This is a genomic window from Granulibacter bethesdensis, assembly GCF_001889525.1.
In the GTDB taxonomy this organism is placed as follows: Bacteria; Pseudomonadota; Alphaproteobacteria; order Acetobacterales; family Acetobacteraceae; genus Granulibacter; species Granulibacter bethesdensis_C.
This window is the reverse complement of record NZ_CP018192.1, coordinates 863,466-886,471: the sequence shown is the minus strand read 5'-3', so window position 1 is coordinate 886,471 and position 23,006 is coordinate 863,466. Positions and strand designations below refer to the sequence as shown.

The following is a 23,006-nucleotide window of genomic DNA, read 5'->3' as shown; positions in this document are numbered from 1 at the left end:
TTTCAGACACGGCAGGGCCGGGTTGTCCCTATCATGACAGAATGCCGCCGTCACCCCGGAAGATTAAGGCCGGTGATGAACTCCATCCCCGCGTCCCACGCCACCCTGCCCTGCCCCGATCCGGGCGTAAGCCTGCCCCGCGTCATGCGGTCTGGCATTTCCTTCGGCGATCCGTAGCTTCAGGTTTCGGGTTTTCCGGATATCCCACATCGGAAACAGCAGGAGGGCCGAATGTACGCACATCAACAGGTCGGCACACTTCCGCGTCAGGTAAGCGTGGAAGCAGCCCATAATTTTCGCGATCTGGGAGGATGGTCGACCCGTCTGGGCGGGAAGGTCCGTTTCGGACGCATATTCCGCTCCGCCGCCATTCCCGCGGATCAGGACAATATTGCCCCCGAGATCGCGGCACTGAACCTGAAGGCCGTCTGCGACTTCCGCAGCGAGAGTGAAAGCGCGGTGTCCGATTCGGTTTTTACGCACCTCCCAGGCGTTACCGTTCACCGTCTGCCCATCACACCGGCCGTCGGCGGCTCCATTATCGAGCTGCTGACGCGCGGGGCACAGACAGGCGAGGATATCAGCCACCTTCTGCGCCGGGCCTATATCGCCTACGCGCTGGAATGGGGACCGAGCTATCGCGGCATGTTCGACCTGCTGTTGCAGAATGATATTCCCCTGCTGCTTCACTGCAGCATCGGCAAGGACCGCACTGGCTTCGGCGCTGCGCTGATCCTGCGCGCAGTCGGGGTCCGCTGGGATGATATTCTGGAAGATTACCTCGCCACCAACCAGCTATGGGAGCCGGACCAGCAATTACTGGACCGTGTTCCACGCCATGCCCGCGCCACCCTCCTCAACGCCCATGAAGAGATGCTGCACGCAGCTTTCGAGGCCATTCGTCTGGAATATGGCTCTATCGAGCGATATTTCGAGCGTGCGCTGGGCCTGACCGCCCTGAGCCGCGAAAAACTCTGCGATCTTCTGGTTTCCTGACCGTTCATAGCACATGCATCTTGCCCGCACCCTGCCCGCCTTGCAGCAGGCTGTCCATGAGTTGCGCCATGCCGGAAAGCGCATCGCCTTCGTGCCCACCATGGGTGCGCTCCATGAAGGCCATCAATCACTGCTCCGGGCCGCAATCGCGCAGGATTATGCCGTCGTTACATCCGTCTTTGTAAATCCGACACAGTTCGGGCCATCAGAGGATCTGGCACGCTATCCGCGCGATGAGAAAGGCGATATCGCCATACTCGAACGCACGGGCTGCTCCATTGCCTGGCTGCCGGATGTGGACACCATGTACCCGCCCGGAGATGCGACCGGCTTTGTCATGGGCGGTCCTGCTTTGGGATGGGAAGGCGCCAGACGTCCCGGTCATTTCAACGGGGTCGCGCAGGTTGTCACGAAGCTGTTTGGGCAGGTGCGCCCGGACGCCGCTTTTTTCGGCGAAAAAGACTGGCAGCAATTACAGGTGATCCGTCGCCTGACGGCTGATCTTCTGCTGCCGGTTGCAATCCATGGCGTGCCGACACAGCGGGAAGATGACGGGCTGGCCATGTCATCGCGCAATCGCTTTCTCTCTCCTGAGGAACGCGCAATTGCCCCCTTGCTGTTCAGGACATTGTTGAAGGCCGGGCATGATTTATCCTCCTCCCATGGAGCAGAGGAAGTCTGCCAGAACGCAATTGCGGCGTTGAACGGACAGGGCTTCGAGGTCGATTATTTTGCGCTGATTGAGGGAAGCTCCCTCTCTTCCATCGCCATTTTGCCGGAGGGAGATGACTGGCGGCTGATCACCGCTGCGCGTCTTGGCTCCGTCCGTTTGCTGGACAATCTCGGTCAGGCTGAGCTGGCGCGCTTCAGGGCTTAGCCTTAGCTCTCATCATCCTCTACCGCTAGATCAGCCTCCTCCAAGGCAGAGTGCCTGCGCCCGTGATTGCGTAGCCTGACCCGCAACTCGTAGCGTGTGCCGTCCTCTCCTGAGACATCCAGAGCAGCACCAAGCTGACGGGAAAAGCCCTTTATCAACTGTCGCCCCAACCCATCACGCATATCTGCCTCCACTTTGATGGGCGCAGTGTTGAGGCCGACCCCATCATCCTGAATGACCAGACAGACATCGTCATTCTCGACTGTCAGACGCACCAGAACGCTCCCTTTCCGCTGGTCAGGAAAAGCATATTTGACGGCATTGCTGACAACTTCAGTGACAATCAGGGCCAGAGGCACAGCCTGATCACTGGTCATACGCACTTCCGGCGCCTCGATATGCAGGATGATGCGCTCACCCGGCACTTCCCCGAATGCCTGAAACAGCTGCTCACACAACTCATTCAGGAAGCTGCGCATATTGATCGCCTGTAATTCTCCCTGCGTATAAAGATGCCGATGTAACGTCGCGAGCGCCCGTACGCGATCACGCGCCGATTGAAACTCCGCCTTCGCCTGAGGCAGGCGAATGCGGGATGACTGGAGATTAAGCAGGGAGGCAATGATTTGAAGGTTATTTTTGACCCGATGATGAATTTCCATCATCAGCAATTCTTGCTGCTTATGAACTGTGGTCAGCTCATTTTCCCTTTGTCTGACGGCAATAACCGCCTGATCAAATGTGTCAGACAAGGCACGGAGCTCAGAAGGCAGCGGAAGATCTTTGCTGACATCCTCGATATCCATGGTGCGCCACTGCATCACACGATGCGTGAACCGTCGCAAGGGTCTGGTAACGCTCAGATCGGTGGCGATCCAGACAGCCAGCAGACCACACAGCACCAGCAGCAGAAATTCTCCCACCCGTGATATGAAAACCCGGTAGGCGGCGAAATGACTTCTCCCCTCTGACAGACCAAGCAGAAAACCAGTTTGATCTGTTAATGCAACATATCCGTATGCAGAGCGTTCTCCGCTCCATGACATATCGGAAAAGACTGTGTTCTGTCTGTCATGCAACGATAGCAGAGGCACAGATCGGGGAAGACCATTTTCAGTGTCCCCTGCCGCCCATTTTCCTTTGTTGATCAACCAGACATGGGCATCTGCAAATCTGGGAGCAATGTGCAAATGCATATCGCTCAAAAGCCATGGACCAACATTCTGGCCGGAAAGAGCATACCGCATGATGACATGCCATTCGGGCGCATTCTGCGGGAAATTTTTTTCCTCATAAGCCGGCAGAGACTCATCTTTGATCATCCCATCAAGCAGGGTCTGTGACGGAGCCGGCTGATCTTCTGTGACACTGTCACACAAATTACCCTGACCCGGCTGAAAAACAGCCAGCCAGAGAATGCTTCCTTTTTTCAAGGCTTGGACGGTCTCAAGCAAGGTAGAGCAGGCAATATCGTGCTGCACGAACTCCAGCACGGCGGGAGACAAGGTTTTCAGAACCTCCTGCGTGCCGTTTATCTGGCGAAGAAAAGAGTGCTGATATTCGGTGACAGTATCCAGGGCGGTTAATTCAGCATGATAAGAAGAATGCCGGTAATTCGACCATTCAACAGAGACCGCACGGACAAAAACAGGAGCAACAGCGAGCAGGACAAGCCCCATGAGACGGATTCTGAAAGAACCCCTCATCGACAGCCATAATCTTCGAAAAGAAAACAGATGAGGCTGGCCGTCCGCCGAACATGCCTTATTTTGCACGATCCTTCTCGATCAGACGCAGCAGCTCCTCCGGTATTGGTTCTTTTGCGATATCGTCAAAAATTTGATGCAGACTACGCTGGAGCCAAAGATCAAAGGCCCCATCGGTCTTCGCGGAACCGGATTCTGATGCAGGCCTGTCATCCTTCCGCTTTTTCATCGGCACGATATTTCTTGGTTTATGCGGCTGGCAAATGATCACCGACCAGCCTATCGGCTGAGATGAGCATACTGCACTGGCATCGACTTAGCCAATGGGCATCAACCTTCTGGTTGATGCCCGGCCATTCATTGTGCCTGTAAACCACGCGAATCATGGTGTCCGGTAGCCGTCTTTTTCGTCGCAATACGGGATACTTTCCCGTCGCGGCCGGCTTCGGAGCGGTCTTCACCCATCAGCCAGGCCTCCAGTTGACGGCGCGCCCGGAAAACGCGGCTTTTAGCGGTCCCCACAGCGCAACCGGTTGCCTCGGCGAGGTCCTCATAGCTCATACCGTGGATGACGACCATGACGAGCGCCTCACGCTGATCAACCGGAAGGCGCTCCATTGCCTTGCCAAGTTCCTTCAGCGCCAGACGGTCCTCATGGGCTGCGTCTGTTGCAAAAAATGATGCCGGCACGTCATCAATATCAGTGATATCGCGGCGTTTGCGGAGGTTGGAAATAAATCGGTTGCGCAAGATTCGATGCATCCAGGCTGCAAAGTTGGTGCCTGGAACGAAGCTCTCGCTGGCGGACAGTGCATTACAAACCGCATCCTGCACCAAATCCTCAGCCACTGCCCGATTCCTGGTCAGAAACAGTGCCTGAACCCGCAGTTTCGGCAGAATAGCTATCACCTGATCGTGGAAGCTCTCGGTCGCCATAAGGGTTTTTCCTTCTGTCTTCATAAGGACAATGAAGCAGAAGAAAAAAGGTTACATCGACCGATACCAAAAAAATCCCGACTGCCTCTTTTTTATTTTTAAAGTATATTTTTCAATGGCTTAATTATCATCATTGACCCCATATTCTGCCGCCTGGCTCAAAATCCGCCGGGCACGAGAGACGCGGACCTTCATGGCCCCGGCCGAAACCCCACAGATTCTGGCGGCCTCCTCATACTCCATTCCATGTGCCCCGATCAGCATCAATGCTTCCCGCAGCAGTGGGGATAAAGACCAGATCAGCTTTTCGATATCTTTCAGATCCTGACGCTGATCCTGTTCCGTTATATGGAAGGCAACGCCCATGCTCTCTCCAGCCTGCCCTACATCTTCCAGCACCCTGCGCTCTGTCCTGAGGTGGCGTGCCTGCTCGTAAAAAACATTCCGCAGAATAGTGAAAATCCATGCTCTCAGGCTGGTATCAGGCTGAAACTGGTCAAGCGCACCCAGCGCCCGCAGAACGGCATCCTGCACCAGATCATCCGCGGCATGACGGTCCCTGGCCAGAAAACGCGCATAGCCACGCAACTCCGGCAGCAAAGTTGCTATTTGCACGCGGAGTTCAGCCGCGCCATGCTGTTGGTCAGCATCCGACAGCGACGCCTGATTCTCTTCCTCCGGTCCCGGAGCAGGTTTCAAGGCAGGCGAATGAGAAGCGGATGGTAAAGGAGAACCCGCGTGACGCGGTTGTCGTGTCATGGGGGCACAGTAACAGCGGCGCGCGCATGCGCAAGCGCAGAGCCAAGGAATGACACGGATGCAGAGCCTGTCCCGCGATGAATTGCTTCAAGCCCTGCCCTATGCACGCCGTTACGCCAGAGCGCTGGCTGGAAATCAGGAAAAAGGCGATGCCCTTGTTGCCTCCGGCTTGCGGCAGGCACTGACCGCTGCAGAGTCGTGTTATCCACAGGATAATGCCCGTTTCGCACTGTATCATTGGGTCACACAGCAGTTTTCTGCTGAAGGCCCATCAGATCATGGGCCTCTTTCGATCCAGCAGCGGCAAAGTCTTCTTCTTTCCCATCTGGAAGAAGTTCCGGTGGAGGCGATCGGGGCCATTATGGGCCTGAGCAAGGATCAGGCGGCCTCTCTGTTGGCGGATGCGCGCAGCAATCTACGTAATGCTGCTTCGGCCAATGTTCTGATTATCGAGGATGAGCCGATTATCGCGATGGATATTGAAGAGCTGGTTCAAAGCTGCGGCCATAATGTCGTCGGACTGGCAGCCTCGGAGCAGGAAGCCGTGGAGCTGGCCCTGAAACACCGTCCGGGCCTGATTCTGGCCGATATCAACCTTGGCAAGGGTGGAGATGGCATGCAGGCTGTCTCCCGTATTCTGGCGCACCATCAGGCACCGGTGATTTTTGTGACGGCCTATCCAGAGCGTCTGTTGACCGGGGAGCATACGGAACCGGCTTTTGTCATCACCAAACCTTTCGAACCGATGACACTCGCCATTACGACCTATCAGGCGGTGACAGGTGGTGTATCATTGGGTTGAAGTCGTGCCTGCCGGTCAATAAGCACGGCGCCTTCATCCCCGCACTGAGCTTCCGGTGAGGAACCCATTCCGCTGCGAGGCGCTTTCTGGGGAGAAGTGTCGACAGGATCGACGTCCCTCTTTTCGGAGCAGACACCGTATCCATGCAAATTCTGGATCAGATCGCCAAGCCAGTCAGTCAACATATGACAGGGACAAGAGCTGTCACCCTTGTTCGCCTCCCGGCTCTGCCCGCACTGGAGCGGGAGGAGGACTGGCAGTCCATCCTGCACCGGATGGTCCAATTCAGGCAGGACGGATTCACCCATGTCGTGGTGACCGCCCACTTCGCGGCAGAGGCGGGCGGGATCAGTGTTCCCCTTCTCAGCAGCCTGATACGACAGGCGCGTGCTGCGGAAATTGGCGTCATTTTGGATATCGAGACTGGTGATCTGGATAATCTGCCATCCCTTTCTCCCATTCTGGACACGCTGGACGGCCTCCTGATTGGCGGATTGCAGGACGCCTCATCAGCGGCAATCCGTCATTTCACCGACATGGCATCCCGGGAAGACCTCCTGCTGATCGGGGATATGGCCGGAACACCTATTCATCGTCTGCCGGATTTCGAGCAGGCAGGCCTGACCCATGTTCTTTCATCCTATCCTTGGTGGGATGGGGCCGGGATATGGTTCTGGCGGGAACTGGTTGCCCTGCAACGGATTGCCGCGGTGATTCACCCGCTGCCGGAGCATAACGATGATACCCGCTTTATCTTTCAGGCTGAACTGGCGGCCATCCTGGGCACCGGCCTGTCGGTGAAGGCTTCATGGAGGCAGGCGGATGATCAGGATTCCACCCGAAATATCGTCCTCCGTCAGGCCAACGATCGGGCGCATTTTCTGGCCAGGTTCAGTCGTAGCGCCGTGCTGATGAGTGCTCCCGGTGCAGAATTGATCGCGTGCCTGCGCAGCGGAACTGATGGGTCGGGACGTCTCCTGCTGGTGAATACCAGCACGACATCCACTGCCGCCCCTCCAGCTGATCTGCTGGCCGCGTCCCGCACAGCGCTTTCCCTGCGCAATCCGGTTCCGATCACCATCAGCCCACTCGGCACGGTGGACATTGAGGTTTCGCCCGCTCCTCCTATTGTCGAGGGTGCGTCGCTTTCCGTCACCGATTCAGCACTGAATGCCAGCCATTGGGCACGGATTGCCATTGAAAATGTCAGCCCCGCTGTGGATGACGGAGGCTTTCCCGCCCGACGCATCGTCGGTGAAACCGTCACAGTGGAAGCGGATATTCTCTGCGAAGGCCATGACGTTCAGGCAGTCCGCGTATTATGGCGCGCAAAGGATGAAACTGGCTGGCGCGAAAGCCGGATGCAGCCGCTGGGCAATGATCGGTGGCAGGGTTCCTTTTCCCTGACCAGGCTGGGAGATCATGTCTTCTGTATCGAGGTATGGCGAGATGAATTCGGCACCTATCGCGAGGAACTGCGCAAAAAATATGAGGCCGGAAACGACATCACCCTGGAGCTTCAGGAAGGAAGATTGCTGGTCGAGCGCCTGATCGATGGACACGATGATGTCCCGGATGGCCTGAAAGCCCTGATTTCTGCCGATGATCAAGCCACACGGGCTGCCCTGCTGGCACCCGGCACGGCAGAGCATCTGGCTTCCCTTGATCCTCGTCCATTCCGGACACGCTCAGCCTTTTATCCTGTCGAAGCAGAGCGGCAGGCGGCACGTTTTGCAAGCTGGTACGAAATATTCCCACGCTCCATGAGCGATGATCCGGAGCGACATGGCACCTTCCGGGATGTAGAAAAACATCTGCCCCGTATCCGCGATATGGGCTTCGATGTGCTGTATTTCCCTCCAATCCATCCCATTGGTCGGCAAAACCGCAAGGGGCGCAACAATACCCTGACACCTTCGGATACCGATCCCGGCAGCCCCTATGCCATCGGATCGGAGGTGGGTGGCCATGACGCCCTTCATCCTGAACTGGGAACGCTGAAGGATTTCCGACATCTGCGTGACGAGGCCGCAAGGCACGGGCTGGAATTGGCGCTGGATTTCGCGGTGCAGTGCTCCCCCGACCATCCATGGCTGAAACAGCATCCAGGCTGGTTTGCATGGCGCCCGGATGGCACGATCAAATATGCTGAAAATCCGCCTAAAAAATATCAGGACATCGTCAATGTCGATTTTTACAGTGACATGGCGGTACCTGATTTATGGGTTTCCCTCTATCATGTCGTCATGATGTGGGTAGCGGAGGGTGTGAGGATCTTCCGCGTGGATAATCCACACACGAAACCGTTTCCATTCTGGCAATGGTTGATTGCGGAAATACGTAAGACCCACCCCGACACGCTGTTTCTGGCCGAGGCATTTACCCGGCCCAAAATCATGTATCGTCTGGCAAAAATCGGTTTTTCCCAGTCCTACACTTACTTTACCTGGCGCAATGGCAAGGCGGAATTGACGGAGTATTTGCAGGAACTGACCACCACATCAGCGCGGGAGTTTTTTAGGCCCAATTTTTTCGTCAATACGCCAGATATCAACCCCACTTTTCTCCAGACATCCGGGCGGCCGGGTTTTCGTATCCGCGCCGCACTGGCGGCAACATTGTCGGGATTGTGGGGCGTCTATAGCGGATTTGAACTCTGCGAAGGCCGTGGCCTGCCCGGCAAGGAAGAATATTCGGATTCCGAAAAATACGAGATCAAGGCATGGGACTGGGATCGCCCCGGCAATATCGTCGACGATATTCGCTTGCTCAATCGTCTGCGGCGCGACAATCCGGCGCTTCAATCCCATTTGACTGTGCGGTTTCTGACGGCATGGAATGATGCTGTCCTGTTCTATGAAAAGGCGACTCCCGACCGGCAAAATGTTTTGCTGATTGCGGTGACTGTCGACCCTTTCAATGCTCAGGAAACAGACATCGAAATACCTCTCTGGCTCTGGAATCTGCCCGATCACGGTTCACTTGCGATGGAGGATCTCATCTCCGGCGATGATTTCATCTGGACCGGAAAGATCCAGCATATCCGGCTTGATCCATGGACGCGCCCCTATGCCATATGGCGCGCCAGACCCGCGACCTGACAACACTGCCGGCGGGAAGTCTGACCAGATTTTTCCTTGTGTTTTGACTGGCCTGAAGACCAAGTTGATTGGAGTTCACATGAGCAAAAACACCGCACTGTCACCCATTGAAGATACGCTCTGGTACAAAGATGCAATTATCTACCAGTTGCACGTCAAATCATTCTTCGATGGCGACAATGACGGAATTGGCGACTTTAAAGGACTTCTTTCAAAACTCGACTATATTGCCGAGCTCGGTGTCACAGCCATATGGCTGCTGCCTTTCTATCCTTCTCCCCGCCGCGATGACGGATATGATATTGCTGATTATCGGGGCGTTCATAAAGATTACGGATCACTGGCCGACTTCCGCCGCTTTGTAGCTGAAGCCCATGCGCGCGGGCTGAGGGTGATTACGGAGCTGGTGGTCAATCATACGTCCGACCAGCACCCATGGTTCAGGAAAGCCCGGGAAAGCAAGCCCGGATCGGCAGCACGTAATTTTTATGTCTGGTCTGATGACGATAAAAAATATAGCGGCACCAGAATTATCTTTCTCGACACAGAAAAATCCAACTGGACATGGGATGAGACCGCCAATGCCTATTTCTGGCACCGCTTCTACTCCCATCAGCCGGATCTGAATTTCGACAATCCCCGCGTCTTGCAGGAAGTGCTATCGGTGATGCGGTTCTGGCTGGATATTGGTGTTGACGGGTTGCGCCTTGATGCGGTGCCTTATCTGGTAGAGCGCGAAGGCACCAATAATGAAAACCTTCCTGAAACGCACGATATTCTGAAGCGCATTCGCGCTGAACTCGATGCGCATGCACCGGGAAGAATGCTGCTGGCAGAGGCCAATCAATGGCCCGAAGACGCTCAGCAGTATTTCGGCGAGGGCGATGAATGCCATATGTCGTTTCATTTTCCTTTGATGCCCCGCATGTATATGGCCATTGCACGGGAGGATCGCTTCCCGGTCACCGACATCATGCGGCAGACACCGGAAATTCCAGCCATCTGTCAGTGGGCGGTGTTTCTGCGCAACCATGACGAGCTGACGCTGGAAATGGTCACAGATAGCGAACGAGACTATCTATGGAGCACGTACGCCGCTGATCGCAGGGCGCGGATCAATCTGGGCATTCGCCGCCGTCTGGCACCGCTGCTGGAGCATGACCGCCGCCGTATCGAATTGATGAACGGGCTTCTGCTCTCCATGCCTGGAACACCGGTTATTTATTACGGCGATGAAATCGGCATGGGCGATAATATCCATCTCGGCGACCGTGATGGGGTGCGCACGCCGATGCAATGGTCCAGCGACCGGAATGGCGGTTTTTCCCGTGCTAATCCGGCAGCACTGGTTTTGCCGACGATCATGGACCCGGTCTATGGATTTCAGGCCGTCAATGTGGAAGCACAGGCAGCGGACCAGCATTCCCTGCTGAACTGGATGCGCCGCATGTTGGCGGTACGCAGGCAGTTCACGGCTTTCGGGCGCGGCACGCTGCGTTTCCTGTATCCGGAGAACCGTAAAGTTCTGGCCTATCTGCGTGAACATGAGGATAGCGGCAATGAGCAGACCATTCTCTGTATCTGCAATCTGTCCCGCTCGGCGCAGGCAGTCGAGCTGGACATCAGCGCCTTCAGTGGACGCGTCCCGGTGGACATGGTCGGTGGCTCTGCTTTTCCCCCGGTTGGGCAATTGCCGTATCTGTTGACGCTACCCCCTTATGGTTTCTTCTGGTTCGTGCTGGCCCAGAGCGAGCATCTGCCACATTGGTACACCCCGCCATCCGAATCCCTGCCGGATTATGCAACGGTGGTGATCCGTTCCGACATCAGCGAGGTTCTGGAAGCACAGAACCGCAAAATTCTGGAAACTGAAAGCCTCCCCGCCTATCTGCCAAAACGGCGCTGGTTCGGCGCGAAAGGCGAAAAGGTTAAAGCCGCACGCTTTGCCTACATGGCCCGTCTCGGCGGCCATGAGGGTGATCCGGTGCTGCTGGGTGAGGTCGAAGTTCAGCTCGGCTCACGTACCGAACGTTATACGCTTCCACTCGGTATTGTGTGGGAGGATGATATCAGCAGCCCGCTGGTCGCACAGCTTGCCCTGGCCCGTGTACGACGTGGACGAAGGGTGGGCTATCTTACCGATGCCTTCGCGGTGGACAGCCTGACGGGCGCACTGATGATGAGCCTGCGCCGTGCTGCCAATAATCACAGCTCATTGAGCGTGGATGATGGCACAATAGAATTTCGCCCGACCCCCCTTCTGGCGGAAGTTACGCTGCCACCAGAGCCGGAAATCCGACGCCTGTCAGCCGAACAGTCGAATTCTTCGCTGATTTTGGGAGAAACGATCGTATTCAAGCTGATCCGTCGTGTCAGCAGCGGTATCCATCCCGAGGGCGAGATGACGCGGGTGCTGACTGAACGCGGTTTTGCGAATACAGCACCGCTTTATGGCGAGATGGTGCGGATCGGCCCCGATGGCACACCACATACGCTGGCGCTGGCACAGGGCTTCGTGCGCAACCAGGGTGATGCGTGGCAATGGACGCTGGATTTCCTCAGCCGGGCGGTGGAGGAATATGCCGTCACCGGTCGCAATGGCACGACGGAAAGTGACCTGTTCGGCGGTTATAATGTGCTGGCCTCCGCTATCGGTCGTCGTCTTGCGGAAATGCATGCGATCCTGACATGGCCCGATGACAATCCTGATTTCAGCCCTGTTGCCGTCGATGTCCATGACTTGCAGGGCTGGGCCGCCAGTGCGCGGGAACAGGTGCGCGACGCCTTTCACCTGCTGCATGGCATGACGGAGTTTGCTTCCAATGAAACTGCCGACCAGGTCAGAGCTCTGCTAGCTCAGGAGGCGGAAATAGTGGAACGCCTCGATACACTCGCCACAAAGGGAGCAGGCGCAATAAAGACCCGGATTCACGGGGATTTCCATCTTGGACAAGTGCTGGTCGTGCAAGATGACGCCTACCTGATCGATTTCGAGGGTGAGCCTGCCCGTCCGCTGGAGCAGCGACGCGCCAAAGGCAATGGTTTGCGAGACGTTGCGGGTTTGCTGCGCAGTTTTGACTATGCGGCTTCCTCCGGCGGCATGTCGCTGACCATCGCCGGCGCTGCACAGATGACGGAACGACGGGATCATTTGTTGCAACAGTTCCGGCAGAGTGCCACACGCAGTTTTCTTGATGCCTATCTGGAGGTTTTGCGTTCAGCAGATACACCCTGGGTTCAGCAGGAAGGGATCGAGCCACTGTTGACCCTGTTCCTGATTGAAAAAGCTGCCTACGAAATACGCTACGAAGCTGCCAATAGGCCGGGCTGGATCGGCATTCCAGTGGCTGGGCTGTACCATCTGGTTTTCGGTGCATCCCCCTCCTCTCCTGCCACCGATGAAGGACATTCCTGAATGAATGCGCTGGACCTAAACACCCTCATCCATCCTGATGTAGCCGCCGCAATCATACATGGCCGCCATGGTGATCCGTTCAGCGTACTGGGCGTCCATACCACCCGTGACGGTGTGGTCCTGCGCAGTTTCCAACCTCACGCCACCAGCGTGGTGGCGATCAGCCCGGACAGTGGACAGGAAATCGCCACACTGCACCGTGTGCATGGCGATGGGCTTTTTGCCGCCCGTCTGCCAGGCAGGATGGGTTATCGCCTGAAAATCGTAACCGCGACCGGGACGGATATCATAGACGATCCCTATGTTTTTCCTAATCTGCTTGGCGATCTGGATGTTTACCTGCTGGCTGAAGGGCGGCATGAGGATCTAGGACGCGTTCTGGGTGCCCATGTCACCACCATGCACAGTCCGGACGGACGGGAGGTCGAAGGAGTCCGTTTCGCGGTATGGGCGCCAAACGCCACCCGTGCCTCCGTGATTGGAAGCTTCAACCATTGGGACGGCCGCTGCCACCCCATGCGTAAACGCGTGGAGGCAGGGGTGTGGGAACTGTTCATTCCCGGTCTGACCGCAGGAACGCTCTATAAATACGAATTGCTCGGCCCGAACGGGGAGCTTTTACCTTTGAAAGCCGATCCGGTGGCCTGGTATGCGGAAATTCCTCCTGCCACGGCTTCGATCGTCGCCTCCCCTGCTCCGTTGCAGTGGACGGACGAACAGTGGATGCAGCAGCGTGGCAGATTACAGGCAGCTGACCAGCCGATTTCAATTTATGAAGTTCATCCAACCTCCTGGATGCCGGCGGAATGTGGGGATTGGAACACTCTTGCCGATCGGCTGATTCCCTATGTGCAGTCGCTGGGCTTTACTCATGTCGAATTTCTGCCGGTCATGGAACATCCGTTCGGCGGTTCATGGGGCTATCAACCGCTCGGGCAGTTTGCGCCGATGGCGCGCCTGGGCACGCCGGAATCCTTCGCTTCTCTGGTCAACCGACTGCATGAAGCGGGTATCGGCGTTATTCTCGACTGGGTACCTGCGCATTTTCCCACTGATGCGCATGGACTGGCCCGCTTCGATGGCACCGCGCTTTACGAACATGAAGACCCGCGCGAGGGGTATCACTACGACTGGAATACCTACATCTATAATCTGGGCCGCAATGAAGTGCGGGCCTTCCTGATTTCAAGCGCAGTTCACTGGCTTACTTATTTCCATGCGGATGCGCTGCGCGTGGATGCCGTCGCTTCCATGCTGTATCGCGATTACAGCCGCAAGCATGGTGAATGGATACCAAACATGTATGGTGGCCGGGAAAATCTAGAATCCGTCAGTTTTCTTCAACATCTCAGTGCTGTTGTAAAATCCCGTGCACCGGGTGCCGTTCTGATCGCCGAGGAAAGCACCGCATGGCCTGGTGTCACCAGACCAGCCCATGAAGGTGGGTTGGGCTTCGATTATAAATGGAACATGGGGTGGATGCATGACACGCTGCACTACATGCAGGAAGACCCCGTCAATCGCAGCTGGCATCATGATCAGATGACGTTTGGACTGGTCTATGCCTTTAGTGAGAAATTTATTCTTCCGCTTTCGCATGACGAAGTCGTGCATGGGAAACGTTCCTTGCTTGGGCGCATGCCGGGCGATGAATGGCAGCGTTTTGCCAATCTGCGTGCCTATTATGGCTTCATGTGGACGCATCCCGGCAAAAAGCTGCTGTTTATGGGCGGCGAGATTGCCCAGGAACAGGAATGGAGCGAAGGGCATGGTACCGACTGGTATCTTCTGGACCGCCCGAACCATCAGGGTGTTCAACGCCTGGTGGCCGATCTGAACACTCTCTATCGCGCGGAACCCGCGCTGTATCGCAAGGATTGCGCGTGGGATGGTTTTTCATGGCTCGTGATTGACGACAGGACGCAGAGCGTTTTCGCCTATCTGCGATACGGAGCAGATTCCGATGCTCCGGTTCTGGTGGTGTGCAATCTGACGCCTGTACCACGTCATGATTACCGCATCGGTGTGCCGCAGGGTGGATTCTGGCGGGAAATTCTTAACACAGATGCAGGGATTTATGGTGGTTCCAATACCGGGAATGGCGGGGGACGCATGGCGGATGCATCACCCAGCCATCAACATCCGGCATCATTGCAACTGACGCTGCCACCACTGGCAACCATCATTCTGAAACCGGAAAGCTGATTGCAATGGCGCTGTATGAATGGCCCACCAAACATGGCGTGACGCGAAAGGACAACATCACCCGTTTCCGCATCTGGGCACCGGATATCACTCTCATGTCGCTCCAGATTCAGGGTGAGGATCCTGTACCGATGCAGGCCCTTGATGGCGGTTGGCATGAATATGAACACCGTATACCTCCCGGAACCAGATACAAATTCATCCTGCCTGATGGCCTTGCTGTTCCTGACCCTGCCTCTCGCTGCCAGGATGGAGATGTTCATGGCTGGAGCATCGTCACCGATCCCGGCACTTATGTCTGGAAGCATAATGAATGGAAAGGCCGGCCATGGCATGAAGCCATTCTCTACGAGCTTCATCCGGGTGCTTTCGGCGGATTCAAGGGCATCGTCGATTATCTGCCTTCCCTCAAAGCTATCGGGATCACCGCTCTTGAACTCATGCCGTTGGCTGATTTTCCGGGAGCAAGAAACTGGGGATATGACGGCGTTCTACCCTATGCACCCGATACGGCGTATGGCAGCCCAGACGATCTGAAAGCTTTGATAGACACTGCGCACGGGCTGGGCCTGATGGTCTATCTGGATGTGGTATACAATCATTTCGGGCCTGATGGTGCCTATGCACATGTTTATGCCAGAGATTTTTTTGACGAAAGCAAACATACGCCTTGGGGTGCAGCCATCGATTTTACACGGTCGGAGGTTCAGGATTATTTCGTCGACAATGCGCTTTACTGGCTGAACGAATTCCGTTTCGACGGACTTCGCTTCGATGCCACCCATGCCATAGAGCCGCAATCTTTTTTGCCGGACATGGCGCGCCTGATTCGGGAACGAATCACGCCATTAGACCGTCATGTGCATCTGATGCTGGAACATGAGGGCAACGTTTCCCACCTGCTCCGCCCCGCCAGGAACGGCGCATATTACGACGCGCAATGGACTGACGATTTCCATCACTGTCTTCATGTGCTGCTAACCGGAGAAACCGAAGGATATTATGAAGATTTCGAGGATGCCACCAACCTTCTGGCACGTTGCCTGAGTGACGGCTTCGCCTATCAGGGAGAAGTATCACGCCATAGCGGCCAGCATCGTGGCCATCCCGCCGATGGGCTGCCTACGACCGCTTTCATCATCTGTCTGCAAAATCATGACCAGATCGGCAATCGTGCCATGGGGGAACGTCTGATCACCCTGACGGATCATGACGCCTTACGGGCGGCCACCGCCTTGCAGATTCTTATGCCTCAGATACCTCTGATTTACATGGGCGAGGAATGGGAATCGCACACGCCATTTTTATTTTTTACTGACCATCACGACGAACTTGCCGATGCCGTCAGAGAAGGGCGACGGGCTGAGTTCAAACATTTCTCCGCCTTTCAGGATCCGGAAAAACGGAAACATATTCCTGACCCCAATGCCGAGACGACCTTTACCCGTTCGATCCCCGACTTTACCGCTGCTCAGACACAGCAGGGACAGGACGCACTGGCATTCCGGCAAATGCTGCTGTCGTTGCGTCATACTCTGTTGCTGCCCCGCCTGGCAGGAACATGCAGCACAGGGGTTGATATTCTTGGTCAGGGCGCTTTGCTGGCACAATGGAAGCTGGGAGATGGCGCGCTGATGAGTATCGGCGTCAATCTCGGCACCGAACCGGTTCCCCTGCCTCCGATAGCCGGAAAAGCCATTTTCAGTACGCGCGACCCATCCTCCAATCATACCCTGTTGCCGGTAGCCACCACCGCGCTATGGTTCAAGGAAGCCAGCGCCGAGGATGTTCCGTGATTGATGAAGACCTCCATCGCCTTGCCGACCGTGCCGGAGTATCTACTTGGTACAGAGACGCTTTCGGACACGATAATGCCGTCTCACCGGATACATTGCGGGCTGTATTGCGGGCAATCGGACTGCCCGGCGACAGTCAGGCCCAGATTGCGGACAGCCTCGCCATTCTTCAGGCACGGGAAGACGGGCGGCATCTTCCTCCCCTGATCACCGCCGATGCGGGGCAGTCCATTTCGCTTGGACAGCAGGAAGGAGCGTGGGAACTGACGCTGGAGAACGGCACACGCCGTAGCGGAACACTCAATCCTGGCGAAAGCCTGCCACCGATTGAAGAACCCGGTTATCACAGTCTGGAAATAGCCGGACAGCGCATCACTATCGCCAATGCTCCAGCCGAGTGCAAACGCCCCCGTCATGGAAGCTGGGGGGTGGCAGCACAGCTTTATGCCCTCCGTCGCGAGGGAGATGGAGGCATCGGTGATTTTGCCGCGCTTGCCCGCTTTGCTCCCGCCGCCGCACGGCAGGGTGCGCAAGCGATCGGCATCAGTCCGGTTCATGCCCAGTTCAGCGCCGATCCGGACCGATTCAGCCCGTATTCTCCCTCCAGCCGGATTGCACTCAATGTGCTACATGGCGACGATTCGGGTCTTCTGGACGGTTTTTCCTTCTCGGAAGGAGAGGCCGAGCGCCAGCATCTGGAAAGTCTCAGCCTGATCGACTGGCCTGCCGCCACGCGCCTGCGTCTGCGCCGCTATCGCGCTCTGTTCGATGCGCTGGGCGGCACGCATCCCGACTTCACCGCATGGCGGGCCGGTCCCGGCAAAGTGGTGGAAGATCACGCCCGTTTTGAGGCCCTGCATGGGCATTTCTTCGGAACCGATCCGTCCCGTTGGAACTGGCGGAGCTGGCCGGATGAGTATCGTCATCCTGCCTCCGTCACCGTACAGCGTTTTGCAGCCGAGCATGCAAAAGAAGTCGATTTCCATGCCTTCCTGCAATTTCTGGCCGAGCGCGGGCTGGCGCATGCCCAGCGTGCTGCGCGGGAAAGCGGGATGGAGATCGGGCTGATCACCGATCTCGCCGTCGGCACGGATGGAGGCGGCAGCCATTGCTGGAGCCGACAAAAAGAAACGCTGATTGGCTTGTCCGTAGGTGCACCCCCCGATCTGCTCAGCCCGCAGGGGCAGGATTGGGGGCTAACGGCTTTCTCCCCCGTCGGTCTGATGGAGCAAGGATTCAGCGCTTTCATTGAAATGCTGCGCGCCGCCCTGCGTCATGCGGGCGGGGTACGGATCGATCATGTGATGGGTATTGCGCGGCTTTGGGTGTTGCCGGAAGGCGCACGCGCGACCGAAGGCGCTTATCTGCGCTTTCCGTTGCAGGATATGCTGCGCCTGACCGCGCTGGAAAGTCATGCGCATCAGGCATTAATCCTTGGCGAGGATCTGGGGACCGTACCGGAAGGGTTCAGTGACGCGCTGCAGGCCCGTGCCGTACATGGATTGCGTGTGCTGTATTTCGAGCGCGGAGAACATGACTTCAAACCACCCGAATATTATTCCCGCACCGCTGTTGCCATGACCAGCACGCATGACCTTGCCCCCGTCGCGGGATGGTGGAGCGGCCATGATCTGGAAACCCGGAAGTCACTCCGGTTGCTGAGTGACGACACGGCTATCTGGCTCAGTTACGAAGAACGCGAGCGTGACAGGCAAGCCCTGTGGGGTGCCATGCAGGCATCGGGCGCGGCTCAAGGCGATGCGCCGGAAGCACACAATACCGGCCCCGCCGTGGATGCAGCGATCCGTCATATCGGCCGCACGCACTCGACCCTCGTGCTGCTGCCGATGGAAGATGCGCTCGGATTACGCGAACAACCGAATCTTCCGGGGACTTACAGGGAACATCCGAACTGGCGCCGTCGTTTCAATGGAGCAGCGGAAGCATTGTTCGACTCCCCGGACGTGTCGCACCGCTTGCAGGAATTGGAAAAAAGCCGCCCCTCATGAGCATCAGCGCCACGGCCAGACTGCAATTCCACAAGGATTTCACCCTCGCCGATGGCACGAAACTGGTCCCCTACCTGGCCAGCCTGGGTATCAGCCATCTCTATGCCTCCCCTTTGCTGAAGGCACGCCCAGGATCGACTCACGGCTACGACATTGTCGATCACACTCAGCTGAACCCCGAAATCGGGGATGAGACAGCGCTGCAAACGCTGGTCGCCGCTTTGCGGCAGCACGATATGGGTTTGATCCTCGATATCGTTCCCAACCATATGGGGGTCGGCGGCAGCGATAATCTCTGGTGGCTCGACGTGCTTGAATGGGGACGCTCCAGCCCCTACGCCGAATTTTTCGACATTGACTGGGATCCACCGGATTCATCCCTGCGCGGTCGTATACTGGCACCGTTTCTGGGGAGCCCGTACGGCGATGCCCTCGATCACGGCGATATCACCCTTCATTTTGATGATCAGGACGGCCGGCTGTTCATCAGTTGCTATGGATCGCACCGCTTTCCCGTGACCCCGCGGGAATATGTCACAATTTTGTCCGCCGAAGGGGGTCGACTGGAGGAAATCGCCCGCGACATTGCCGAACTTCCTGCGGGCCGCGACAGCACCCGACGGCAGGTCGAAGGCTTGAGGCAGCAATTACGCGAACCTTCCCTGCGGAGTGGAATCGATCATGCCCTGCGCTCCTTCGATCCTCATCAGCCGGCGGGGCGAGAACGCCTGCACCGCCTGCTGGAACGGCAGCATTACCGGCTGAGCTTCTGGCGGGCAGCCTCCGATGAGATCAACTGGCGGCGGTTTTTCGACATCAACGGTCTTGCCGGGGTTCGGGTTGAAGTGCCGCATGTGTTCGATGCGACCCATGAGTATACGCTCTCTCTTTACGCGCGTGGGCTGATCGATGGGCTGCGGATCGACCATGTAGACGGGCTGGCAGATCCTCGCGGCTATTGCCGGAAGCTGCGGCGCAGGCTTGAAGCCGCAACGGGGAGCAGGCCAGTAGAGTTGCGGCATATTAAACCGGTGATCTGGGTGGAGAAAATCCTGGCCCCGCATGAAAAACTGCCTGCCGACTGGCTGACCGACGGCACCACCGGCTATGATTTCATGAGCCAGGTGTCAGCCCTGCTGCATGATCCGTCCGGAGAAGCGCCGCTGACGCATTTCTGGACCAGCTTCACGCATCGTCCCGGCGATTTCGAGGATGAGGCCAAGGCGGCCAGACGGCAGATTCTACGCGAAAGCCTGTCCAGCGAGACCTTTGCCACGGCTGCCGCCCTCCATCGCCTCGCCCGCCGTGATCCGCATACGCGGGATTACACGCTCACCGCCATCCGACGGGTGCTGGTCGAAATTCTGGTTCATTTCCACGTGTATCGTATCTATGCCGGCCTTGGAGGAATGGCGGATCCTGATGAGCGGGAGTTGGACTGGGCGATTGCCGGGGCCCGGAAAACCGTACGCTCTGCTGATCTCGGCCTGCTTGATCTGGTCGGGAGATGGCTTGCAGGCAGCGGGCTGCGACAGGTGCCGGCAGGACCAAGGCGTCAGGAATGGTTACGCGCCATGGTACGGTTTCAACAGCTTTCCGCCCCGACCAATGCCAAATCGGTGGAGGATACGGCATTCTATCGCTATGGACGCCTGCTGTCCCGCAATGAAGTCGGGGCCGAGCCACAGCAATTCGCGCTGACCCCGGCCGCTTTTCATGTCGCCAATACAGACCGTCGCAAACGCTGGCACCGCGGCCTGTTGGCCACTGCCACCCATGACCACAAACGTGGCGAGGATACACGCGCGCGCATCGCGGTTTTGTCCGAACTTCCAGAGCTCTGGGAGAATGCCGTCATGCGATGGAGCCGTCTGAACACGCCCCTGCGACGGGAGATCGAGCATCATCCGGCACCTGACGAAGCCGATGAAATCATGCTGTATCAAATGCTGATCGGCGCATGGCCCTTGGCGCTATCCCCTGATGACAAGGAAGGCATGGCCGTTTTCATCGAGCGTATCGCGGCATGGCTGGAAAAGGCATTGCGGGAGGCCAAGCGTCACTCGGAGTGGGCTGCACCCAATGAGGCGTATGAATCCGCCTGCCGCAATTTTCTGTTTGATCTGCTCAATCCGGACCGTCCCGCAAAAGTAGCGCAGGACATGGCCGCTTTCGCATCCGGTATCATGGCAGCAGGCGCCTGCAACAGCCTGTCGCAGACTCTGCTGAAAGCAACATCCCCCGGAATCCCCGATCTCTATCAGGGGGCAGAGTTCTGGGATTTCAGTCTGGTCGATCCGGATAACCGTCAGCCGGTTGATTTTCCATCCCGCGTTGCCGCTTTGCAGGATGAAAACAAGGCAGAGGCAGCCAGTCTGGCCGGGCACTGGCATGACGGACATATCAAGCAGGCAATTCTGGCAGCTGCCTTGCGCTTGCGCCGTCAGGCGCCATGCCTGTTCGAAGAAGGAACCTATCTGCCGTTAAAGGTGGAAGGGCCTCAATCCGGCCATATTCTTGCCTTTGTTCGGGCGCATGAAGGTCGTGCTGCGCTGATAGCTGTGACAAGGTTGACGGTGCGGCTGCGAAATGAAGATGATTTTTTCTCTTCCTCGGCTCAGCTATCCTCGGACAGCAGCGCTCCCCTGCCCCTTGCAGAGCAGGCAGCGCCGGTAATGACAGAACTGTGGACCGTTCCGGCAACAGCATGGAAAGGAACTTTCATCCACGTACCGCGTCAGTTTCAGGGCCGGAAGGTTAAAAATCTGCTGGATGGGATGGTGACGAACGCTCTGCCTGCCCGGATCAGGGCGGAAGATATGTTCAATATCCTCCCTGTCGCTTTGCTGGAGGCAGGATGAGTCGTCTGGTCGTCATATCCAACCGCGTCCCGCTGCCGGGCAACGATTCGCTTGCCGGTGGGCTTGCTGTTGCCTTGTCGGGTCTGCTGCAAAGCAAGGGGGGATTATGGTTCGGCTGGAGTGGCCGGATCAATGATGAAGGGGATGATACGATCCACCATCAGGCTGACGGGGAGGTGGATTACGCGACTATCGACCTGCGCCGTCATGAGCATGACGGATTTTATAATCGCTTTGCTAACGGCACGCTCTGGCCTTTGCTGCACGGCATGCCCGATCTGGTTCGCTTCCGTCAGCAGGATGCAACCACTTACCGGGCGGTCAACCAACGTTTCGCCGACCTTGTGTCCACACTCCTGAAGCCCGACGATTTCATCTGGATTCACGATTATCATTTCCTGCCCCTGGCCAGCATGCTGCGCCAGAAAGGGCTGCGTAATCCGATCGGCTTTTTCCTGCATATCCCGTTCTGCATGCATGAGACCCTTCAGACCGTACCCGGCATGGACGGGTTGGTACGAGAGATGCTGCAAGCCGATCTGGTTGGTTTCCAGAGCACTTCCGATATGGAACATTTCAGTCAGGCCGCCCATCAGGCCGGTCTTGTAAAAGGTCTACCCCCTACCCTGGAAACCATGCAGGGGCACCGCGTCAGACTCGGTGTCTTTCCTGCCGCCATTGATGCGCGCGGTTTTGCACAGACCGCCAGCACCGCGATGGAAGGGCCGGAATATCATGCCCTTCAGAAAAGTCTGGGCACGCAATCCCTGATTCTGGGTGTTGATCGGCTCGACCCCACCAAAGGCTTGCGTCAGAAAATCGGGGCCTATCGCCAGTTCCTGCTCCGGCATCCAGAGTGGCGCGAACTGACCAGCCTGTTACAGATTGCCGCTGCCTCCCGTCAGGAAGTCGAGACCTATCGTCGGCTAAAAGAAGATGTAACGCGGGAGGCAGGGGCCATCAATGCCGAGATGGGTACACCCCATTGGCAGCCTCTACGCCTTGTCACGCAGGCTGGTCGGAGGGATGTCATCGCGGGCTATATGCGGCTGGCCAAAGTAGCGCTGGTGACCCCAGCGCGGGACGGCATGAATCTGGTCGCCAAGGAATTTATCGCCGCCCAGCGTGCGGAAGACCCCGGCGTGCTGATTCTTTCCCGCTTCGCAGGTGCAGCGGATCATCTGCAAGAGGCACTCATCGTCAATCCTCACGATCATGATTCACTGGCCGAAACGATCGCACGAGCGCTCTCCATGCCATTGCCCGAGCGCCGGGCACGCTGGGAAGCATTATGGCATAGATTGCAGCAGGAAGATCCCGTCAAATGGGGGCAGTCTTTCATTGCCTCCCTCATGCGCTCTACGCACCATCCTGCGCCGCCCATATCAATGAGTAGACTGCCCCATCCCCATGCCCCCATCATCCGGACCGGTTCCCGATCAGTCAGCGTCCAGGAGCATGGTGCTTCAAAAAACATGTCCCATCATTAAATGGCTGAATACGGTTGGCAGCCCCCTCTCGCCAACCGGCTGATACAGGGCGT

General features: G+C 57.1%; 13 protein-coding genes. 10 read left to right on the top strand and 3 right to left on the bottom strand.

The genetic code is table 11. The features are described from left to right. Positions 1 to 231: 231 nt before the first annotated feature. Positions 232 to 996 (top strand): tyrosine-protein phosphatase, encoded by a 765-nt coding sequence (locus GbCGDNIH6_RS03955; RefSeq protein WP_072562915.1) that lies wholly within the window; start codon positions 232 to 234, stop codon positions 994 to 996. Between the two features lie 13 nt (positions 997 to 1,009). Continuing rightward, positions 1,010 to 1,873 carry a pantoate--beta-alanine ligase gene (gene panC, locus GbCGDNIH6_RS03950; protein ID WP_072562914.1) on the top strand — a complete coding sequence of 288 codons (864 nt, stop codon included), beginning with the start codon at positions 1,010 to 1,012 and terminating at the stop codon, positions 1,871 to 1,873. Positions 1,874 to 1,875: 2 nt separating this feature from the next. On the opposite strand, the gene GbCGDNIH6_RS03945 is transcribed toward panC, so the two are convergent. From GbCGDNIH6_RS03945 to GbCGDNIH6_RS03935, 3 genes are all read right to left on the bottom strand, one after another. Continuing rightward, positions 1,876 to 3,552 carry a sensor histidine kinase gene (locus GbCGDNIH6_RS03945; protein WP_072562913.1) on the bottom strand — a complete coding sequence of 559 codons (1,677 nt, stop codon included), beginning with the start codon at positions 3,550 to 3,552 and terminating at the stop codon, positions 1,876 to 1,878. 384 nt (positions 3,553 to 3,936) lie between these two features. Beyond that, entirely contained in the window at positions 3,937 to 4,515 is a 579-nt protein-coding gene (locus tag GbCGDNIH6_RS03940; protein WP_072562912.1) for a sigma-70 family RNA polymerase sigma factor, read from the bottom strand. Between the two features lie 120 nt (positions 4,516 to 4,635). Next, entirely contained in the window at positions 4,636 to 5,124 is a 489-nt protein-coding gene (locus tag GbCGDNIH6_RS03935; protein ID WP_408874859.1) for a sigma-70 family RNA polymerase sigma factor, read from the bottom strand. 208 nt (positions 5,125 to 5,332) lie between these two features. Here GbCGDNIH6_RS03935 and GbCGDNIH6_RS03930 point away from each other — a divergent pair, with 208 nt between their 5' ends. The 8 genes from GbCGDNIH6_RS03930 to GbCGDNIH6_RS03895 all read left to right on the top strand — a co-directional run bounded on the left by GbCGDNIH6_RS03930 (position 5,333) and on the right by GbCGDNIH6_RS03895 (position 22,953). After that, positions 5,333 to 6,076, top strand: coding sequence for a response regulator (locus GbCGDNIH6_RS03930; RefSeq protein WP_072562911.1), 744 nt, complete (start codon positions 5,333 to 5,335; stop codon positions 6,074 to 6,076). Between the two features lie 143 nt (positions 6,077 to 6,219). Continuing rightward, positions 6,220 to 9,177 carry an alpha-1,4-glucan--maltose-1-phosphate maltosyltransferase gene (locus GbCGDNIH6_RS03925; protein ID WP_072562910.1) on the top strand — a complete coding sequence of 986 codons (2,958 nt, stop codon included), beginning with the start codon at positions 6,220 to 6,222 and terminating at the stop codon, positions 9,175 to 9,177. 79 nt (positions 9,178 to 9,256) lie between these two features. Beyond that, entirely contained in the window at positions 9,257 to 12,592 is a 3,336-nt protein-coding gene (treS, locus tag GbCGDNIH6_RS03920) for a maltose alpha-D-glucosyltransferase (RefSeq protein ID WP_072562909.1), read from the top strand. Continuing rightward, positions 12,593 to 14,797, top strand: a complete 2,205-nt coding sequence (gene glgB / locus GbCGDNIH6_RS03915) for a 1,4-alpha-glucan branching protein GlgB (RefSeq protein WP_072562908.1) — start codon at positions 12,593 to 12,595, stop codon at positions 14,795 to 14,797. A gap of 5 nt (positions 14,798 to 14,802) precedes the next feature. Further along, entirely contained in the window at positions 14,803 to 16,593 is a 1,791-nt protein-coding gene (gene treZ, locus GbCGDNIH6_RS03910; protein ID WP_072562907.1) for a malto-oligosyltrehalose trehalohydrolase, read from the top strand. After that, entirely contained in the window at positions 16,590 to 18,602 is a 2,013-nt protein-coding gene (gene malQ, locus GbCGDNIH6_RS03905) for a 4-alpha-glucanotransferase (protein ID WP_072562906.1), read from the top strand. Before treZ ends, malQ begins: the two co-directional genes overlap by 4 nt. Next, a complete protein-coding gene (gene treY, locus GbCGDNIH6_RS03900; RefSeq protein ID WP_072562905.1) occupies positions 18,599 to 21,463 on the top strand; it encodes a malto-oligosyltrehalose synthase in 2,865 nt (954 codons plus the stop codon). The genes malQ and treY overlap by 4 nt, the downstream gene beginning before the upstream one ends. After that, complete coding sequence (locus tag GbCGDNIH6_RS03895) at positions 21,460 to 22,953, top strand: alpha,alpha-trehalose-phosphate synthase (UDP-forming) (RefSeq protein ID WP_072562904.1); 1,494 nt, start codon at positions 21,460 to 21,462, stop codon at positions 22,951 to 22,953. The genes treY and GbCGDNIH6_RS03895 overlap by 4 nt, the downstream gene beginning before the upstream one ends. The last annotated feature ends 53 nt before the right edge of the window (positions 22,954 to 23,006 follow it).